At 73.6% G+C, this 17,274-nt stretch carries 11 protein-coding genes; 2 read left to right on the forward strand and 9 right to left on the reverse strand.

Annotation, left to right across the window (positions count from 1 at the left end; all coding sequences use genetic code 11):
- Positions 1-3: 3 nt before the first annotated feature.
- From ACIRGB_RS03035 to ACIRGB_RS03055, 5 genes are all read right to left on the reverse strand, one after another.
- Entirely contained in the window at positions 4-1,116 is a 1,113-nt protein-coding gene (locus ACIRGB_RS03035; protein ID WP_403858199.1) for a serine/threonine-protein kinase, read from the reverse strand.
- Between the two features lie 93 nt (positions 1,117-1,209).
- Complete coding sequence (locus ACIRGB_RS03040; RefSeq protein ID WP_403858066.1) at positions 1,210-2,934, reverse strand: serine/threonine-protein kinase; 1,725 nt, start codon at positions 2,932-2,934, stop codon at positions 1,210-1,212.
- Between the two features lie 145 nt (positions 2,935-3,079).
- On the reverse strand, positions 3,080-6,388 hold the full coding sequence (locus ACIRGB_RS03045; protein WP_403858068.1) for a protein kinase: 3,309 nt from the start codon (positions 6,386-6,388) through the stop codon (positions 3,080-3,082).
- A gap of 185 nt (positions 6,389-6,573) precedes the next feature.
- The gene (locus ACIRGB_RS03050) at positions 6,574-8,655 is read right to left on the reverse strand and encodes a protein kinase (RefSeq protein ID WP_403858070.1); all 2,082 of its coding nucleotides are present in this window, start codon (positions 8,653-8,655) and stop codon (positions 6,574-6,576) included.
- A 100-nt stretch (positions 8,656-8,755) separates the two neighbouring features.
- Entirely contained in the window at positions 8,756-10,462 is a 1,707-nt protein-coding gene (locus ACIRGB_RS03055; protein WP_403858072.1) for a glycerol-3-phosphate dehydrogenase/oxidase, read from the reverse strand.
- 302 nt (positions 10,463-10,764) lie between these two features.
- Here ACIRGB_RS03055 and ACIRGB_RS03060 point away from each other — a divergent pair, with 302 nt between their 5' ends.
- The gene (locus ACIRGB_RS03060; protein ID WP_403858074.1) at positions 10,765-11,973 is read left to right on the forward strand and encodes a nucleotide sugar dehydrogenase; all 1,209 of its coding nucleotides are present in this window, start codon (positions 10,765-10,767) and stop codon (positions 11,971-11,973) included.
- 169 nt (positions 11,974-12,142) lie between these two features.
- On the opposite strand, the gene ACIRGB_RS03065 is transcribed toward ACIRGB_RS03060, so the two are convergent.
- The 4 genes from ACIRGB_RS03065 to ACIRGB_RS03080 form a co-directional block, all read right to left on the reverse strand.
- Positions 12,143-13,267, reverse strand: coding sequence for a GuaB3 family IMP dehydrogenase-related protein (locus ACIRGB_RS03065; RefSeq protein ID WP_003974202.1), 1,125 nt, complete (start codon positions 13,265-13,267; stop codon positions 12,143-12,145).
- Between the two features lie 123 nt (positions 13,268-13,390).
- The gene (gene guaB / locus ACIRGB_RS03070) at positions 13,391-14,896 is read right to left on the reverse strand and encodes an IMP dehydrogenase (RefSeq protein ID WP_403858076.1); all 1,506 of its coding nucleotides are present in this window, start codon (positions 14,894-14,896) and stop codon (positions 13,391-13,393) included.
- Between the two features lie 148 nt (positions 14,897-15,044).
- A complete protein-coding gene (locus ACIRGB_RS03075; RefSeq protein ID WP_403858078.1) occupies positions 15,045-15,722 on the reverse strand; it encodes a sigma-70 family RNA polymerase sigma factor in 678 nt (225 codons plus the stop codon).
- 190 nt (positions 15,723-15,912) lie between these two features.
- Positions 15,913-16,524, reverse strand: a complete 612-nt coding sequence (locus ACIRGB_RS03080) for a response regulator transcription factor (protein WP_003948568.1) — start codon at positions 16,522-16,524, stop codon at positions 15,913-15,915.
- Positions 16,525-16,905: 381 nt separating this feature from the next.
- Here ACIRGB_RS03080 and ACIRGB_RS03085 point away from each other — a divergent pair, with 381 nt between their 5' ends.
- A complete protein-coding gene (locus tag ACIRGB_RS03085; RefSeq protein WP_356364186.1) occupies positions 16,906-17,238 on the forward strand; it encodes a WhiB family transcriptional regulator in 333 nt (110 codons plus the stop codon).
- Positions 17,239-17,274 lie beyond the last annotated feature (36 nt).

Genomic DNA, 17,274 nt, shown 5'->3' on the forward strand with positions numbered 1-17,274 from the left:
CGTTCAGGTACCGGTGCCGGGGCGGGAACCGGTCGGCGGCGACGCGGGCTCCGTCGTCGGCGGCGTGGGCGTGGGGGTGGGGGGCGCCGTGGCGGGCACCGAACTCGTCGGCGTACCGCCCCCGTCGTCGCCCCCGTCCGCGAGCAGCGCGGCCGCCGAGACGCCCGCGCCCGCCGCCGCGACGACCAGCAGCACCGCCATGAGCACGTTCCGCCGCACGCTCGGCCGCGCGCGCCGGGGCTCGCCGGTGGCGGCCTGGGCCGCGGTCGCGGGCGTACGGCCCGTGCTGAGGTAGGCGCGCAGCATCCGCTGTGCCGACTCCGCGTCCAGCCGCCGTCGCGGGTCCCGTTCCAGCAGGCCCCGTACGACCGGGAGGAGCGGCGCGGCCTGCGCGGGCGGGCGGATCTCCTCGGTGACCACGGCGTGCAGGACGCCGCCCAGGGAGTCCCGGTGGAAGGGGGACGCGCCGCTGAGGACGGCGCACAGCAGCACGCCCAGCGACCACAGGTCGGACGCGGGCCCGGTCCCGGCACCGGACATCCGCTCCGGCGCGGTGTACTCGGGGGAACCGACGAAGGAACCGCTCTCGGTGAGCGTGGTGGCGCCCGCGACCTGGGCCACCCCGAAGTCGGTGAGGACGACCCGGCCGTCCTCGGCGATCAGCACGTTCGACGGCTTCACGTCCCGGTGCAGGATTCCCGCCGCGTGCGCCGTGCCCAGGGCATCGAGCAGGGCGATGCCGATGCGGGCGGCCTCGGCGGCGTCGACGGGGCCGCGGCTGAGGACGTGGTCGGCGAGGGAGCCGCCGTCGACCAGTTCCATAACCATGTACGCGTGTTCGTCGTCCTCGACCACGTCGTGCACGACGATGACGTGCGGGTGCCGCAGCCGCGCGACCGCGCGGGCCTCGCGCAGGGTGCGCTCACGGCGCCGCCGGGACTCGGCCGCGGAGAGGGACTCGTCGAGGGGCAGCGCCTTCACGGCCACCTCGCGGCCGAGCAGTTGGTCGGTGGCCCGCCACACGATCCCCATGCCGCCGTGGCCGAGCCGCTCGTGGAGCAGGTAACGGCCCGCGACGAGACGCCCGCCCGCCCCCTCGGTCACCATGCGCCCCATCATGCCGCACCGGACGCACCCGCTCCGGGCCGCTGTCCCACGGGTGGCCGACAACCGACGAGCGCGCGAGCGGCGTCACGCGGACGGCGCGGGTCAGCCGGTCTTCTCCTGCCAGCTTTGCAGCACCGCCTTGAACCGCCGCTCCGTGGTCGGCCAGTCGCTCGCCGGTCCCGACATGTTGAGGGCGTACTCGACGCCGTCGCGGGACATGTACGTCTGCGACACGGCGTGGCGCGGGCCGGGGAATTGGGTGTCCTTCGCCAGCGCGGTGAAGGTGTACTCCCACCGGGCGCTGTCGCGGTCGCGGTAGCCGGCGCGTTCCAGCCTGACGCGCTGGTAGTCGACGAGCCGCTGGCCGAGTTGCGCGTCCAGGTCCTGCTGGTGGACGTACGGGTCGTTGTAGTCGGGCGCGGTGTCGACGGATATGCGCAGGAAGTGCTGGCCGCCGTCGGGGGTGTAGTCGATCTGCCGGAGTTCGCCGCTGTCGCCGCCGAAGTCCTTCCGCTGCCAGTTCTCGGGCAGGTAGAGGCTGAAACCCAACGGGTCGTCGCGGCGTGTCCAGTCGGCCGGGACGGAACCGCCGGGGCCCTTGCCGGTCGTGGTGGAGGCGGACGGAGAAGGGGAGGCGGAGGCGGACGATCCCTGGGTGGGGTCGCCACCGGCCGACGAGCCGGACTCGTCGCGCTGTTGCAGCACCACGGCGGTGCCCGCGCCGATGAGCGCGGCGACGGCGACGACCAGGGCGAGCCTGCGCATACCGGCCCGCCGGGCGCGTCCGGGAGCCGTGCCGCCCGCCGCCGGCGCCATCGGGTGACCCGGCGCGGTGTGCCCGGTCGGGGCGGGGCCGAACGTCGTGGGGCCGGTCGTCGGCGGGTACGGCGTGGCGGTGGTCCCGCCGGTGTGCCCCGGTGCGCCCGGTATCCCCTGGTGGGCCGTGTCGCCCGGCTGCGGCGGGGGGCCCGCGTACCGGGTGGTCGGCACGTACGCCTGCGCCGCGTCCGGGCGCCGGCCCTCGGCCGCCTGGGCGAGCAGGTGCTCGGCCTCGGTCGCGTCGGGCCGCTCGGCCGGGTCCTTGCGCAGCAGGGCGCTGATGACCGGCCCGAGCGCACCGGCGTACCGGGGCTCGGTGGCCTCCTCCTCGACGACCGCCTGCATGGTGGTGAGCGGGGAGGTGCGGCGGAACGGCGACCTGCCCTCCACCGCCGTGTAGAGCGTCGCGCCGAGCGCCCAGAGGTCGGAGGACGGTCCGGGGTCGTGGCCGCGGACGCGTTCGGGCGCGAGGTAGTCGACGGAGCCGACGACCTCTCCGGTCCGGGTGATGGTGGAGTCGCCCTCGATCTGCGCGATGCCGAAGTCGGTGAGCAGCACCCGGCCGTCGTCGGCGAGCAGGACGTTGCCCGGTTTGACGTCGCGGTGCAGGACTCCGGCGGTGTGCGCGGCGCGCAGGGCACGCAGCACCCACAGGCCGATCCGGGCCGCCTCCCGCGGGTCGACCCGCTCCTCGTCCCTGACGGCGTCGGCCAGCGAGCGGCCTTCCACCAACTCCATGACGATCCACGGCCGGCCGTCGTGTTCGAGTACGTCGTGCACGGTGACGACGGCCGAGTGGTTGATCCGCGCCGCCGCGCGCGCCTCGCCCCGGGTCCGCGCCAGGAGGATGGCCTGGTCGCTCTCGGAGACGTAGAGCGCCGCGGTCAACTCCTTGATGGCGACGGTCCGGTGCAGCACCTCGTCGTGTGCGCGCCACACCCGGCCCATGCCGCCGCTGCCGATGGCTTCCCCGAGCCGGTAGCGTCCCGCGACGAGCCGGCCCTGCATCTGATTCACGTTGCCCCGCAATGGTCTTGTCAGGGTCAGACTAGGGACCGGCCCGCGTCCGGGGAACGGGTGGGGTGGTATGGAAACCGCTCTGTGACGGTTGTCGCTTTCCGTGACGGGAGGCAACCATCGGGCTGGACTGTGTTCAGCGCGTGTACTGGTAGGTGGCCGAGGCCTGTTCGAACAGCCTGCTCACCTCGTCACGCTCCGCCTCCGGACCACGGACCTGCACCACGTGGTAACGCCCGTCGATCAGGACGGCGACGTTGCGTACGTACAGCTCGCCGCCGGCGGCGGCGGTCCAGGTGAACTGCCCCTCGGCCATGGTCCGTCCGCCGACCTCGATGGTCTTCAGGCCGCTGGAGGTGGCCCAGCTCGAGGCACGGTACGAGGCCAACTCGGGTTCGCTGTCGCGCTGGTAGGCCATCGGGTCGTCGCCGAACTCGGAGGCGCGGTCGCGGCCCGGTACGACGATCAGCTCGAAGTCGCCCTTGCCGTAGACGACCTGGCCGCTGCCGTTGCGGGGCGTGCGGTTCCAGCCGTCGGCGACGGCGACGCGGAAGCCCTCCGGGTCCTTGCGCAGGGTGAACCCGTCGGCGACGTTGGACTGGGTCTCGGTGGAGCCGCCCGCCGTCCGCGAGGCGTCGGGGCCGGGCTTCGGGGAGGTCTGGTCCGGCCGGGGCTCGCTGCTGACGTCCGGTGAGTTCGCGGGCGGCGCCTGGCTCGCCTCGCCGGCGGCGCCGGTCCGGTCGGCGGCGCCCGTGTCGTCGGTGTCGCTCTTCGGCATGAAGAACAGGGCGTACGCAACCGCGCCCGCCATCGCCAGCAGTATCAGCAGGAGCAGGGTCCGGCCGAGGCTGCGGGGCGAGCGGCCGGTCTCCAACCTGTCCCGCTTGTGCCGTCCGTGGTGCGCGGGCAGCCCGGCACGCCGCCTGCGCACCAACTCGCCGCGGCGGCGCACGATCGGCAGCCGGCCGGTCTCGACGGGCGGCGCCGAGATGACGTGCAGGCCCGCCTCCGGCTCGGGCGCGGACCGTACGAGGGAACGCAGCCAGCCGCTCAGCTCCTCGAACTCGATGCGCTCGATGGGGTCCTGACGCAGCAGCGACTCCACGACCGGTCGCAGCGGCCCGCACTCCTCGGCGAACGCCGGCGGCTCCGCGCACACGATCTGCACCAGCTCGGCCGTCGACTCCTCCGGGTAGGGCGCGTGTCCCTGTACGGCGCGGAAGAGCAGCGCACCCAGGGCCCACAGGTCGGTGGCGGGGCCGATGGGCGCGGCCAGCTGCCAGTTCTCGTGCACCGGCCCGGCCTGCTCCGGCGCCCAGCGCTCGGTCACGGGCCCCACCACGGCCATCCGCGTCTGCCGGGCCCGCTCAGCACCGAGCGCGGTCACCGGCCCCCGCGGCACGGACACACGGACGGCCACGTCGTCCCACCGAGCACCGGCCCCACCCTCCGACACCGCGGCACCCGTCTCCGCCCGCTCTGCGACGCCGGGGGCGACCTCGGGACTGCCCTCCCACGACCCGGCGCCGGTCCCGCTGTCGGCTTCCCACGGCCAGGCTGCCGCCTCGGGGTCAGCCTCCGGCGACCCGGCGGTGGCCGCCCCAGGAGCGGCCTCTCGCCCCCCGGCGGCGTTACCGGGGTCGGCCTCCCACGGCCGAGCGGCGGACTCGGAGGTGTCCTCCCACGGACCGGCGCCGGTTCCACGGGAGGCTTCCCGCGGCCATGCTCCACCCCCAGGGGCAGCCTCTCGCCGCCCGGCGGTGGCACCGGGGTCGGCCTCCCATGACCGAGCGGCGGTCTCGGAGCTGTCCTCCCACGGACCGGCGGCGGCCCCAGAGCCAACCTCTCGCCGCCCGGCAGCGTTACCTGGGGCGGCCTCCCGCCATGCGGCGGCGGGGCCCACGGGGCCCTCCTGTCGCGCGGTGGGCAGGGCTCGCCCGGCCGCACCCGGTTCACCGGCCTGGCGGGGGGTGGGAGACGCCGGGTCGCCGGTGTGAGGGTCTGTGGAGGACGCCGGACCGCCCGAGTTACGGGGCGCGGCGCCGTGCCAGGAGGTGGTGCGGACACCGTAGGGGTCGGCGATCTGCCCCGGCGGGACGACGGCAGCACCACCGGACGAGGCGGGGTCACCGACGCCCTCGTCGTCCCACGGGCCATCGGGCGCGGCATCGGTGCCCACCGGGCCCGGAGCACGCCCCGGGTCGGTGGTGTAGCCCGGCCCTCCACCCCTCGGGTCGGCCCCGGCGGAGGCGGCGTCGGGGTGTGCGTCCCGGCCCGGACTCGTGGCGAAGCCCGACCGTCCGGTCCCCGGGCGGGGCCCGGCGGCCTGAGCGGGTCTCACCGCTCCGGACGCGGTGCCCGGGGTGTCGATGTCGTCGTACGGGGAGCCGGGAGCGGCGGTGGAACCCGGGTGTCCGCCCGGCGTGCCGGGGTCGGCGGGCCGCGAGGTGTCGTCGGGGGCGGGGCGGGCGCCCGGCAGGGCCGCGCGGCCGTTCTGGGCCTGCTGGACGCGGGCGGCGGCCCTGGCCCCCGCGCGGTAGGCGGCGATCGCACCGGCGCGCGCGGCACGGGCGTCCCCGGCGGCGTCGAGCGAGGCGGGCGCGAGTCCGGCGGGGGCTCCACCCGGCCCCGGAGCCCCGGGCACGGGGAGCCCGCCGACGCCGCGCGCCTCGATGGCGGCCCGCCGGGCGGCCTCGCGGTCGGCGTCGCCGGGGCCGAAGACGCCGGTCCGGGGGGCGTCGCCACCGGGGCCGAAGGTTCCGTTCGGGTCGACGGCGGTGCCCGGCTTCTCGTCGGGCGGCGGGGGCACCGGGTCGTACCCGCACAGCGCCTCCTCCGCCGCCCCGACCGCCAGGCCGGTCAGCATGACCCGCCCGTCGTCGCAGACGAGCACGGTGCGCGCGGTGATGTTGCGGTGCACCCAGCCGTACGAGTGCAGCACCCGCAGCGCCAGGAGGACGTCGGAGGCCACCTCGGCCGCCCGGTACGGCGTCAGGGTCTGTTCGGCGAGCAGCGCGGCCAGCGGCCTCGCCGCCACCAGCTCGCTGACGATCCACAACGAACCGCCCTCGGCGAAGACGTCGAAGACCTGGTCCAGGCGCGGATGGTCGGGCACCGCCGCCGCGGCCTGCGCGGCCTCGACGGCACGCCGTACCACCGGATCGGCCGGCCGCCTGGGGCCGGTGCCCGCGGCCGGGGCCCGCCCGCCGGGGTGCCGGGCGCCGGGGTGCCGGGCGCCGCCGTCCCGGGCCGTGAAGCCCTCGGGCAGGCCGTCCGCGTCGAGCACCTCGGCCTCGACGACCTCGGGCAACGGGATCTGGCGGACCAGGACTTCCTGACCGCTGTAGGTGTCGAAGGCGCGGGTCTCGGTGAGTTCGTACTCGTCGGACGGCGGCAGGGGCAGGCGGTAGCGGTCGGCGAGCACCCGTCCCGCGTAGTCGTCCACGTCGCCACCCCCGGCAGCCGTCGGTCAATTCCGTTCGTCCGGCGGGCCGTTCCGGCTGCGTACGGTCCGCAACCACTCACGATACGTGCCGGAGGCAACCCGCAATGAGCTGATGCCAGATATCGCGCGGCTCAAACCCGGGCCCGTGCGGCCCGGACCGGAGAGCCGTCCCCGGAGCCGTCCGCTCAGGACTTGGGTTCGAAGGTCTTCGACAGGGTCCGCCAGGTGTCCCGGCGCAGATCGCCGCCCCAGTCGGCGGCCTTCGCGGTGTACATGAGCGCGTAGCCCTGGTGGTCGTTGACGACGAAGCCCCGGTCCACGGTGCGGTACTTGGTGCCGCCGTCGGTGTAGGTGAACTCCCAGTCGGCCGCGTTCCAGCCCCGGTAGCCCACCTTCTCTATGCGGATCTTCTGGTAGTTCGCGCGGACCATGTACCGCTCCTGGTTCTTCCAGTCCGCGACGGGGTCGCCCTTGGGCGTGGAGGTCCAGGCGACCAGCAGCTTCTGCCCGCGCGGGCCGGTGAACCGGTCGCCCGAGGAGCCCGTGGTGGTGAACTTCCAGCCCTCGGGCAGTCCGATGCGGTAGCCCTGGCCGCCCTTGTGGGTGGCGGCCACGCCCTCGTCCTCGGACTTCCCCGCGTCGTCCGACTGGCCGTCGCCCTCGCCGGACGCGCTCGCCCCGGAGTCCGGGGCGCCGGACGCGTCCCCGCTCGCCGCCGGGTCGGAGGACGAGGAACCGTCGGTGCCGGCGCCGCTCTCCTCGTCCTGCTTGGTGTCGCCGCTGGCACCGGCGGAGGCCGCGGGCTTGCCGCCGCTGCCGCCCTCGGCACTCTTGTCGTCGCCACCGCCGAGCGTGAGCGCCAGTACGGTGCCGAGCACGGCCAGCGCCACGACCACCGCGATGATGATCAGTGTCCGGCGCGGCACCACGTCGGTGAGCGGGGCCCGGGGCACGGGCCGGGCGGGCAGGTCCGGCGGCGGCACGACGGGCCAGCCGGAACTCCGCGCTCCGCCGCCCGCGTTCGCCGCACCGGTCCCCGAGCCCGCCGTCCCGGCGGCGCCGTCGCCGCCGGGGCGCGTACCCGTGCCCGGTCCCGAGGCCGATCCCGCCCGCTGCGCCGGCGGGGCGGGGGCCGTACCGGCGGAGCCGTGGGCGGCGGTCGCGTCCGCGGCTCCCGGCGCCGTCCGGCCGCCGTCGCCCGGCTTGGTCCGCGAGGCGGCGGCGGCACCGGCCGCACCGGCCCCGACGGCCGCCTTGCGCACGGAGCGCAGCGCTCCGCGAAGCTTCTCCCCGGCCTCCTCGCCCAGCCTGCCGCCGGACCCCTGGGCACCGCCGCGGCGCCTGCGCCCGTCCGGCTGCGGAGGCAGCGGCACCACCTTGGTGGCGTCGACCGGCTCGGACCCGGCCCCCCGCTCCGGGGCGTGGATGACCTTGTTGAGCATGGCGCGGGCGCCCGCGTCGTCGAGCCGCTGGTCGGGGTCCTTGGTGAGCAGCCCGTAGATGACGTCCCGGAGCGGGCCCGCGTTCTTCGGCTCCTCCAGGTTCTCCGTCATCACCGCGGTGAGCGTCGCGATCGCCGAGCCCCGGTCGTAGGGCGGGATGCCCTCGACGGCGGCGTACAGCAGTCCGCCCAGCGACCACAGGTCGGCGGCCGGGCCGGGCTTGTGGCCGCGGGCGCGCTCGGGGGAGATGTAGGAGGGGGCGCCGACGAGCATGCCGGTGGAGGTGATGGAGGGGTCGCCCTCGACCTGGGCGATGCCGAAGTCGGTGAGCACGACCCGGCCGTCCTCGGCGATCAGTACGTTCGACGGCTTCACGTCGCGGTGCAGGATGCCCTCGCGGTGCGCGGAGCGCAGCACGTCCAGGACGGCGAGGCCGACCTCGGCGGCGCGCCGGGGCTCCAGCAGACCGTCCTCACGGATGGCCTCGGCGAGGGACTTGCCCTCGACGAGTTCCATCACGATCCACGGGCGGTCGTCCTCCTCGACCACGTCGTACACCGTGACGGCGCTGTTGTTGCGGATCCGCGCGATCGCCTTGGCCTCGCGCAGCGTGCGCGTGATCAGGCGCCGCTTCTCCTCCTCGTCGATGTTCCCCGGGAACCGCAGCTCCTTGACGGCGACCGTGCGTCCGAGGGTCTCGTCCTCGGCGCGCCACACCGTCCCCATGCCGCCGCGGCCGAGCACGTCTCCCAGCCGGTACCGCCCGGCGAGGAGACGTGCGCTCTTGTCCGTACGGGATGTCCCCGCCCGCTCCGCCTCCGACATGCGTCCCCTCATGCAACCCGCCCTGACAGAGCCTTCATTGTCCCTCACCCGACAAGTGCTCGACGCCCAGGGTGCCCGGAGGGTTCCCGGCCGCCCCCCTCTACCGTGCCACGATGTCCGGCGCCCCGAGCCGGGCCGCGTCGGCCGTCAGGTCGTCGGGCTGGCGCTGGGACTCCCGCTCGGCCTCGACCCGCTTCTCGTAGTGCTCGATCTCCCGCTCGACCTGGCCCTTGTCCCAGCCCAGCACCGGCGCCATCAGCTCGGCGGCCTCGCGGGCGCAGCGCGTGCCCCGGTCGAAGGTCTCGATGGAGATGCGGGTGCGCCGGGTCAGTACGTCGTCCAGGTGCCGCGCGCCCTCGTGCGAGGCGGCGTAGACGACTTCGGCGCGCAGGTAGTCCTCGGCGCCGGTGAGCGGCTCGCCCAGGGAGGGGTCGGCGGTGACGAGTTCGAGCAGTTCCTCCGTCAACGCGCCGTACCGGTTGAGCAGGTGCTCGACGCGGGCGACGTGCAGTCCGGTGCGCGCGGCGATCCGGGCCCGCGCGTTCCACAGCGCGTGGTAGCCCTCGGCGCCGAGCAGCGGGGTCTCCTCGGTGACGCAGTCGGCGACCCGCAGGTCGAGCCCGTGCACGGCCTCGTCCACGGCGTCCTTGGCCATCACCCGGTACGTCGTGTACTTGCCGCCCGCCACGACCACCAGGCCGGGCACCGGGTGGGCGACGGTGTGCTCGCGCGACAGCTTGCTGGTGGCGTCCGACTCGCCGGCCAGCAGCGGACGCAGCCCGGCGTACACGCCCTCGACGTCGTCGCGCGTGAGGGGCACCGACAGCACCGAGTTGACGTGTTCCAGCAGGTAGTCGATGTCGGCGCTGGACGCGGCCGGGTGGGCCTTGTCCAGGTCCCAGTCGGTGTCCGTGGTGCCGATGATCCAGTGCCGGCCCCAGGGGATGACGAACAGCACGGACTTCTCGGTGCGCAGGATCAGGCCGGTGCTGGAGTGGATGCGGTCCTTGGGCACGACCAGGTGGATGCCCTTGGAGGCCCGCACGTGGAACTGGCCGCGCTCGCCCACCATCGCCTGGGTGTCGTCGGTCCACACCCCGGTCGCGTTCACCACCTGTTTGGCGCGGACCTCGTACTCGCCGCCCGCCTCGACGTCCTGCACCCGCGCGCCGACCACCCGTTCGCCCTCGCGCAGGAAGGAGGTGACCCGGGCGCGGTTGGCGACCTTGGCGCCGTACGCCGCCGCGGTGCGCACCAGCGTGGCCACGAAGCGGGCGTCGTCCATCTGGGCGTCGTAGTACTGCAACGCGCCGACCAGCGCGTCCTTCTTCAGGGCGGGTGCCACGCGCAGGGCGTGACGGCGGCTCAGGTGCCGGTGCAGCGGCAGGCCCCGTCCGTGGCCGCGGGCCATGGACATGGCGTCGTAGAGCGCGACGCCGGAGCCCGCGTACAGCCGCTCCCACCCCTTGTGCTGGAGCGGGTACAGGAACGGCACCGGCTTCACCAGGTGCGGCGCGAGCCGTTCGAGCAGCAGCCCGCGCTCCTTCAGCGCCTCCCGCACGAGCACGAAGTCCAGCATCTCCAGATAGCGCAGGCCGCCGTGGATCAGCTTGCTGGACCTGCTGGAGGTGCCCGAGGCCCAGTCCCGCGCCTCCACCAGGCCGACGGACAGGCCGCGCGTCACGGCGTCGAGCGCGGTGCCCGCACCGACCACGCCGGCGCCCACCACCAGTACGTCGAGCTCGCGCTCGGCCATGGCCGCGAGTGACTCGGCACGCTGCGCCGGCCCAAGGGTCGCTGTCCTCACTGCTGCCTCCCGCTGTCGGTCGCGCCGGCCGCACCCGTCGGGCGAGCCAGGTTCCTGGTACCCACCATGCCCGGATTCTGACCAGCCTGCCCGACATCGGCAGCCGCAGGCCCCCACCTGTGGACAACTTCCCCGCGGGCCCGCACCCCCGGGCATCGTGCGGTCGACACTCGCCGAAACTCCGCAGATCAATACCGCAAATCGGTCATATTTACTCCTAGTCTGACGTTGTGCTCGCCCGTCCTGTCCACCGGGCTTGCGCACCTGTCCCGCTTCGGCTACTGGGAAGGACGGCCCACGCCATGCCCGCAGATCTCGCCGTCATCGGACTCGGACCGTACGGCCTGCCGCTGGCCCAGGCCGCCGTCGCCGCCGGCATCCCCACCCTCGGCTACCGCACCGGACCCGCGGCCGACCCGCTCACCCCCGCCGAGGTGCGCCGGATGCTCGCCACGGGCTTCCGCACCCCGGCCGGACCGACCGAGCTGGGCCGGGTCCGCACCGCCGTCATCTGCGCGCCCACCCCGCCGGGAGCGGACGGCGGCCTGGACCTCACCCAGGTGGAGGCCGCGGCCCGCACCCTGGCCGCCCACCTGCGCCCGCACACCACGGTGATCCTGGAGTCGCCGGTGCGGCCCGGGACGACGGAGGAGTTCCTGCGCCCGCTCCTGGAGCAGGGCTCCGGGCTGCGCGCCGGCCGCGACTTCCACCTCGCCTACTCCCCCAGCCGCGTGGACCCCGGCAACCGCGACTTCACCCCGGCCAACACCCCGAAGGTCATCGGCGGCCTCACCCCCGCCTGCACCGAGTCGGCCGCCGCCTTCTACAGCCGCCTCACCGACAAGGTGGTCCGCGCGCGCGGGCCGCGGGAGGCGGAGACGGTCCAGCTCCTGGAGACCAACTTCCGGCACGTGAACATCGCCCTGGTCAACGAGATGGCGGTGCTCTGCGACGACCTCGGCGTCGACCTGTGGGACGTCCTGCGCTGCGCGGAGACCAAGCCCTTCGGCTTCCATGCCTTCCGCCCGGGCCCCGGCGTCGGCGGCCACTCCGTCGCCCAGGACCTGACCGGCCGGGCCCCGCACAGCCTGCGCATGGTGGAGCTGGCCCAGCGGGTCAACGCCCAGATGCCCCGCTACGTCGTCCAGCGCGCCGCCGCCCTGCTCAACGAGCACGGCAAGTCCGCGCGCGGCGCCCGGATCCTCCTGCTCGGCGTCACCTACAAGGCCGACCTCGCCGACCAGCAGGCCACCCCGGCCGAGGAGATCGCGACCCGCCTGATGTCGATGGGCGCCGCGGTGAGCTACCACGACCCGCACATCCCGTCCTGGAACGTCGCCGACCGCCCCGTCCCGCGCGCGGACTCCCTCTACGAGGCCGCCGCCGACGCCGACCTCACGATCCTCCTCCAGCAGCACCGCACGTACGACCTCCAGGGCCTGTCGGTCAAGGCCCAGCTCCTCCTGGACACCCGGGGCGCCACACCCACGGGAGCGGCGCACCGGTTGTGAGGCGGGGGCGCACGGGGGTGACCGTGCCACGGAGCTGGTGGTGAGGGGGCAGCTGCGCCGCAGGATCCACCTCACCCGCGCCGCGTCACGCGCCCCCTCAAGGGCCCCCGAGCACGCGAAAGGGGCCGGTCACCCATCAGGTGACCGGCCCCTTCCCATGCCGTGGCGACTACCGCCGGTGCTGCGAGTCCGCGACCGTCACCTCGACGCGCTGGAACTCCTTCAGCTCGCTGTAGCCGGTCGTGGCCATGGCGCGGCGCAGGGCGCCGAAGAAGTTCATCGAGCCGTCGGGGTTGCGGGACGGACCGGTGAGGATCTCCTCGATGGTGCCGACCGTGCCGAGGTCGACCTTCTTGCCGCGCGGCAGCTCCTCGTTGACGGCCTCCATGCCCCAGTGGTTGCCCCGGCCCGGCGCGTCGGTGGCGCGGGCCAGCGGGGAGCCCATCATCACGGAGTCGGCGCCGCAGGCGATCGCCTTGGGCAGGTCGCCGGACCAGCCGACGCCGCCGTCGGCGATGACGTGCACGTACCGGCCGCCGGACTCGTCCATGTAGTCGCGGCGGGCCGCCGCCACGTCCGCGACCGCCGTCGCCATGGGCACCTGGATGCCCAGCACGTTGCGCGTGGTGTGGGCGGCGCCGCCGCCGAAGCCGACGAGGACTCCCGCGGCGCCGGTGCGCATCAGGTGCAGGGCGGCGGTGTAGGTGGCGCAGCCGCCGACGATCACCGGGACGTCGAGTTCGTAGATGAACTGCTTCAGGTTCAGCGGCTCGTGCGAGCCGGAGACGTGCTCCGCGGAGACGGTGGTGCCGCGGATGACGAAGATGTCGACGCCCGCGTCCACGACGGCCTTGGAGAACTGGGCGGTGCGCTGCGGGGAGAGCGCGGCGGCGGTGACCACGCCCGAGTCGCGCACCTCCTTGATGCGCTGCCCGATCAGCTCCTCCTTGATGGGAGCGGCGTAGATCTCCTGGAGGCGGCGGGTCGCGTTGTCGGTGTCCAGCTCGGCGATCTCGTCGAGCAGCGGCTGCGGGTCCTCGTGCCGGGTCCACAGCCCTTCCAGGTTGAGGACGCCGAGGCCGCCCAGCTCGCCGATGCGGATGGCGGTGGCCGGGGAGACGACCGAGTCCATGGGAGCGGCCAGGAACGGCAGCTCGAAGCGGTAGGCGTCGATCTGCCAGGCGATCGAGACCTCCTTCGGGTCCCGCGTACGGCGGCTGGGGACGACGGCGATGTCGTCGAAGGCGTACGCCCGGCGGCCGCGCTTGCCGCGCCCGATCTCGATCTCAGTCACGTCTGTGGCCTTTCCCTGATGCGTTGCAGCGCCTTCCAGTATCCCCGACGGACTCGCCGGGGCACCGCAGAGGGCGGCCCCGGATGGTCCGGAGCCGCCCTCGGGAGGCTGCTGCCTGGGTGCTTACTTGCTGCGGCTGTAGTTCGGCGCCTCGACCGTCATCTGGATGTCGTGCGGGTGGCTCTCCTTGAGGCCCGCGGAGGTGATCCGGACGAAGCGGCCCTTGGACTCCATCTCCTCGATGGTGGCGGCGCCCACGTAGCCCATGGTCTGGCGCAGGCCGCCGACGAGCTGGTGCAGCACGTTGGCCAGCGGACCCCGGTAGGGGACCTGGCCCTCGATGCCCTCGGGCACCAGCTTGTCGTCGGAGGCGACCTCGGCCTGGAAGTACCGGTCCTTCGAGTACGACCGGCCCTGGCCGCGGGACTGCATGGCGCCCAGCGAGCCCATGCCGCGGTACGACTTGAACTGCTTGCCGTTGATGAACTGCAGCTCGCCCGGCGACTCCTCGCAGCCCGCCAGCAGGCTGCCCAGCATCACGGTGTCGGCACCGGCGGCGAGCGCCTTGCCGATGTCGCCGGAGTACTGGAGGCCGCCGTCGCCGATCAGGGGCACCCCGGCGGCGCGGGCGGCGAGGGAGGCCTCGTAGATCGCGGTGACCTGCGGGACGCCGATGCCGGCGACGACGCGGGTGGTGCAGATGGAGCCGGGGCCGACGCCGACCTTGATGCCGTCCACGCCGGCGTCGATCAGGGCCTGGGCGCCGTCGCGGGTGGCGACGTTGCCGCCGACGACGTCGACGCCGACGCTCGACTTGATCTTCGACATCCAGCTCAGCGCGTTGCTGTTGTGGCCGTGCGAGGTGTCGACGACGAGGAAGTCCACCCCGGCCTCGGCGAGGGCCTGGGCGCGGTCGAGCGCCTCGGGGCTGGCGCCCACGGCGGCGCCGACGAGCAGGCGGCCCTTCCCGTCCTTCGCGGCGTGCGGGTACTGCTCGGCCTTCACGAAGTCCTTGACCGTGATCAGGCCCTTGAGGACGCCGTCGCCGTCGACCAGCGGCAGCTTCTCGATCTTGTGGCGGCGCAGCAGCTCCATGGCGTCCACGCCGGAGATGCCGACCTGGCCGGTGACCAGCGGCATCGGCGTCATGACCTCGCGCACCTGCCGGGTGCGGTCGGTCTCGAAGGCCATGTCGCGGTTGGTGACGATGCCGAGCAGCTTGCCCGCGCCGTCGGTGACCGGGACGCCGCTGATGCGGAACTTGGCGCACAGGGCGTCGGCCTCGCCGAGGGTCGCGTCCGGGTGGATGGTGATGGGGTCGGCCACCATGCCCGACTCGGAGCGCTTCACCAGGTCGACCTGGTTGGCCTGGTCCTCGATGGACAGGTTGCGGTGCAGGACGCCGACGCCGCCCTGGCGGGCCATGGAGATGGCCATCCGGGACTCGGTCACCTTGTCCATGGCCGCGGAGAGCAGCGGGATGTTGACCCGCACGTTGCGGGAGATGCGGGACGAGGTGTCGACCGCGTTCGGAAGCACCGCGGAGGCGCCCGGCAGCAGCAGCACGTCGTCGTAGGTCAGCCCGAGTGTCGCGAATTTCTCGGGCACTCCGTCGACGTTGGCAGTCATGACACCTTCCCCAAATGGCCTTGATCGGTGCGGATGTCCATGCTAACGGGAAGTGGACGTGGGTCATTCCACGATCAAGGAAGCGTGCGACCTTCGTGCTTTTGTACGAGGTGGACCGCCGCGCGGACGGCCGCGCGAACCGCCCGAACTACTGCTCCGCCAGCGCCCGCAGCCGGCTCAGCGCCCGGTGCTGGGCGACCCGGACCGCCCCTGGTGACATTCCCAACATCTGCCCGGTCTCCTCGGCCGTGAGCCCGACCGCGATGCGCAGCAGGAGCAGCTCGCGCTGGTTCTCCGGCAGGTTGGCCAGCAGTTTCTTGGCCCAGGCGGCGTCGCTGTTGAGCAGCGCCCGCTCCTCGGGGCCCAGCGAGTCGTCCGGCCGCTCGGGCATCTCGTCGGACGGGACGGCCGTGGAGCCGGGGTGGCGCATCGCGGCGCGCTGGAGGTCGGCGACCTTGTGGGCCGCGATGGCGAAGACGAACGCCTCGAAGGGGCGTCCGGTGTCCTTGTAGCGGGGCAGCGCCAGCAGTACCGCGACGCAGACCTCCTGGGCGAGGTCCTCGACGAAGTGCCGTGCGTCACCGGGCAGCCGGGACAGCCGCGTGCGGCAGTAGCGCAGCGCCAGAGGATGGACATGGGCGAGCAGGTCGTGCGTGGCCTGCTCGTCCCCGTCCACGGCGCGGTGGACGAGCCCACCGACCGACCCCTGGTCCGGGGACGCCTCGTCGTCACGCATCGGTCCATGGTGCCTTGCGGCCGTCCGATCCGTGGCTCCGTGCCCGTTGTTGTGCACCGAAGCGTTATGAGCAGGTGCGCCGGAACTCATCCCCTGCGCCCTCCCCTTCCGCTCGACCGACTCGTCCCCGAGGAACTCCACACCTCAAGGATGCGTCATCCGCGGCGAAACGAGCAGCGGGCGTCCGGCGGGTCGCCTTGTCACCCCCGCTCACCTCGCGATAAGCGGGGACCGCCACCTCCCCGACGGGCCTCACCGGCCTCCACCGCACGGGGTGCTCCTAGCGAACCAGGCCCCACCGGAAGCCGAGCGCCACCGCGTGCGCCCGGTCCGAGGCGCCGAGCTTCTTGAAGAGCCGACGGGCGTGGGTCTTGACGGTGTCCTCGGAGAGGAACAGCTCACGGCCGATCTCCGCGTTGGAGCGGCCGTGGCTCATGCCCTCGAGCACCTGGATCTCCCGCGCGGTGAGCGTGGGCGCGGCGCCCATCTCGGCCGAGCGCAGCCGGCGCGGGGCGAGCCGCCAGGTCGGGTCGGCGAGGGCCTGGGTGACGGTGGCGCGCAGTTCGGCGCGCGAGGCGTCCTTGTGCAGGTAGCCACGGGCACCGGCGGCGACCGCGAGGGCCACGCCGTCCAGGTCCTCGGCGACGGTGAGCATGATGATGCGCGCGCCGGGGTCGGCGGACAGCAGCCGCCGGACGGTCTCCACGCCGCCCAGACCGGGCATGCGCACGTCCATCAGAATCAGGTCCGAGCGGTCGGCTCCCCAGCGGCGGAGGACTTCCTCGCCGTTGGCGGCCGTCGTCACGCGCTCGACGCCGGGCACGGTCGCGACCGCGCGGCGGAGCGCCTCTCGGGCAAGCGGGGAGTCGTCGCAGACGAGGACGGAAGTCATGGCCGTCCTCCGCAGCTGATGCGCGTCACGTTGAGCCTCCAGGCTGGTACGAAATCGTCACCTGTGCGGTCGACCGTCCCGGACGCCCGCCCGAGCACTTGTTCCTTCAACCGCCTCCGCACTCTCAACGATGGTCACTCGAAAGAGTTACGGGGCTGTGTGTCGTCTTCGGCACTCTACGTGAGGGGGCGGCCACGCAGCAGACATGCGCGGGGGACCCGCGCCGTTTCATCACAAGCGGTGCCCCATTTAGCCGCTTTTCTTCCACTTCGCTGGTGTCTGCGGCTAGATTCGCAATGAGTCATATTTTCATCTCCTTAGATCGTAGTTGTACGGTCGTGGACACCGTATCCACCCAGAACGGCTACAAGGGGTCACGCAATGGCAGATTTCTCCCGCCTTCCCGGACCGAACGCGGACCTGTGGGACTGGCAGCTCCTGGCTGCGTGCCGCGGGGTGGACAGCTCGCTCTTCTTCCATCCGGAAGGCGAACGTGGTGCGGCACGCAGTGCCCGCGAGAACTCGGCCAAGGAGGTCTGCATGAGGTGCCCGGTCCGCGCCGAGTGCGCGGCGCACGCGCTGGCGGTGCGCGAGCCGTACGGCGTGTGGGGCGGCCTGACCGAGGACGAGCGCGAAGAACTCATGGGACGGGCCCGCAACCGCCTGGTGGCGGCATCGGCGTCGGCCGGCGGGGAGGCGGCCGCACCTCACTGAAGGAACGTTTCTCTGGAAGAAGTCTCTGGAGGAAAT

It is taken from the genome of Streptomyces sp. NPDC102490 (assembly GCF_044765285.1).
Taxonomy (GTDB): domain Bacteria; phylum Actinomycetota; class Actinomycetes; order Streptomycetales; family Streptomycetaceae; genus Streptomyces.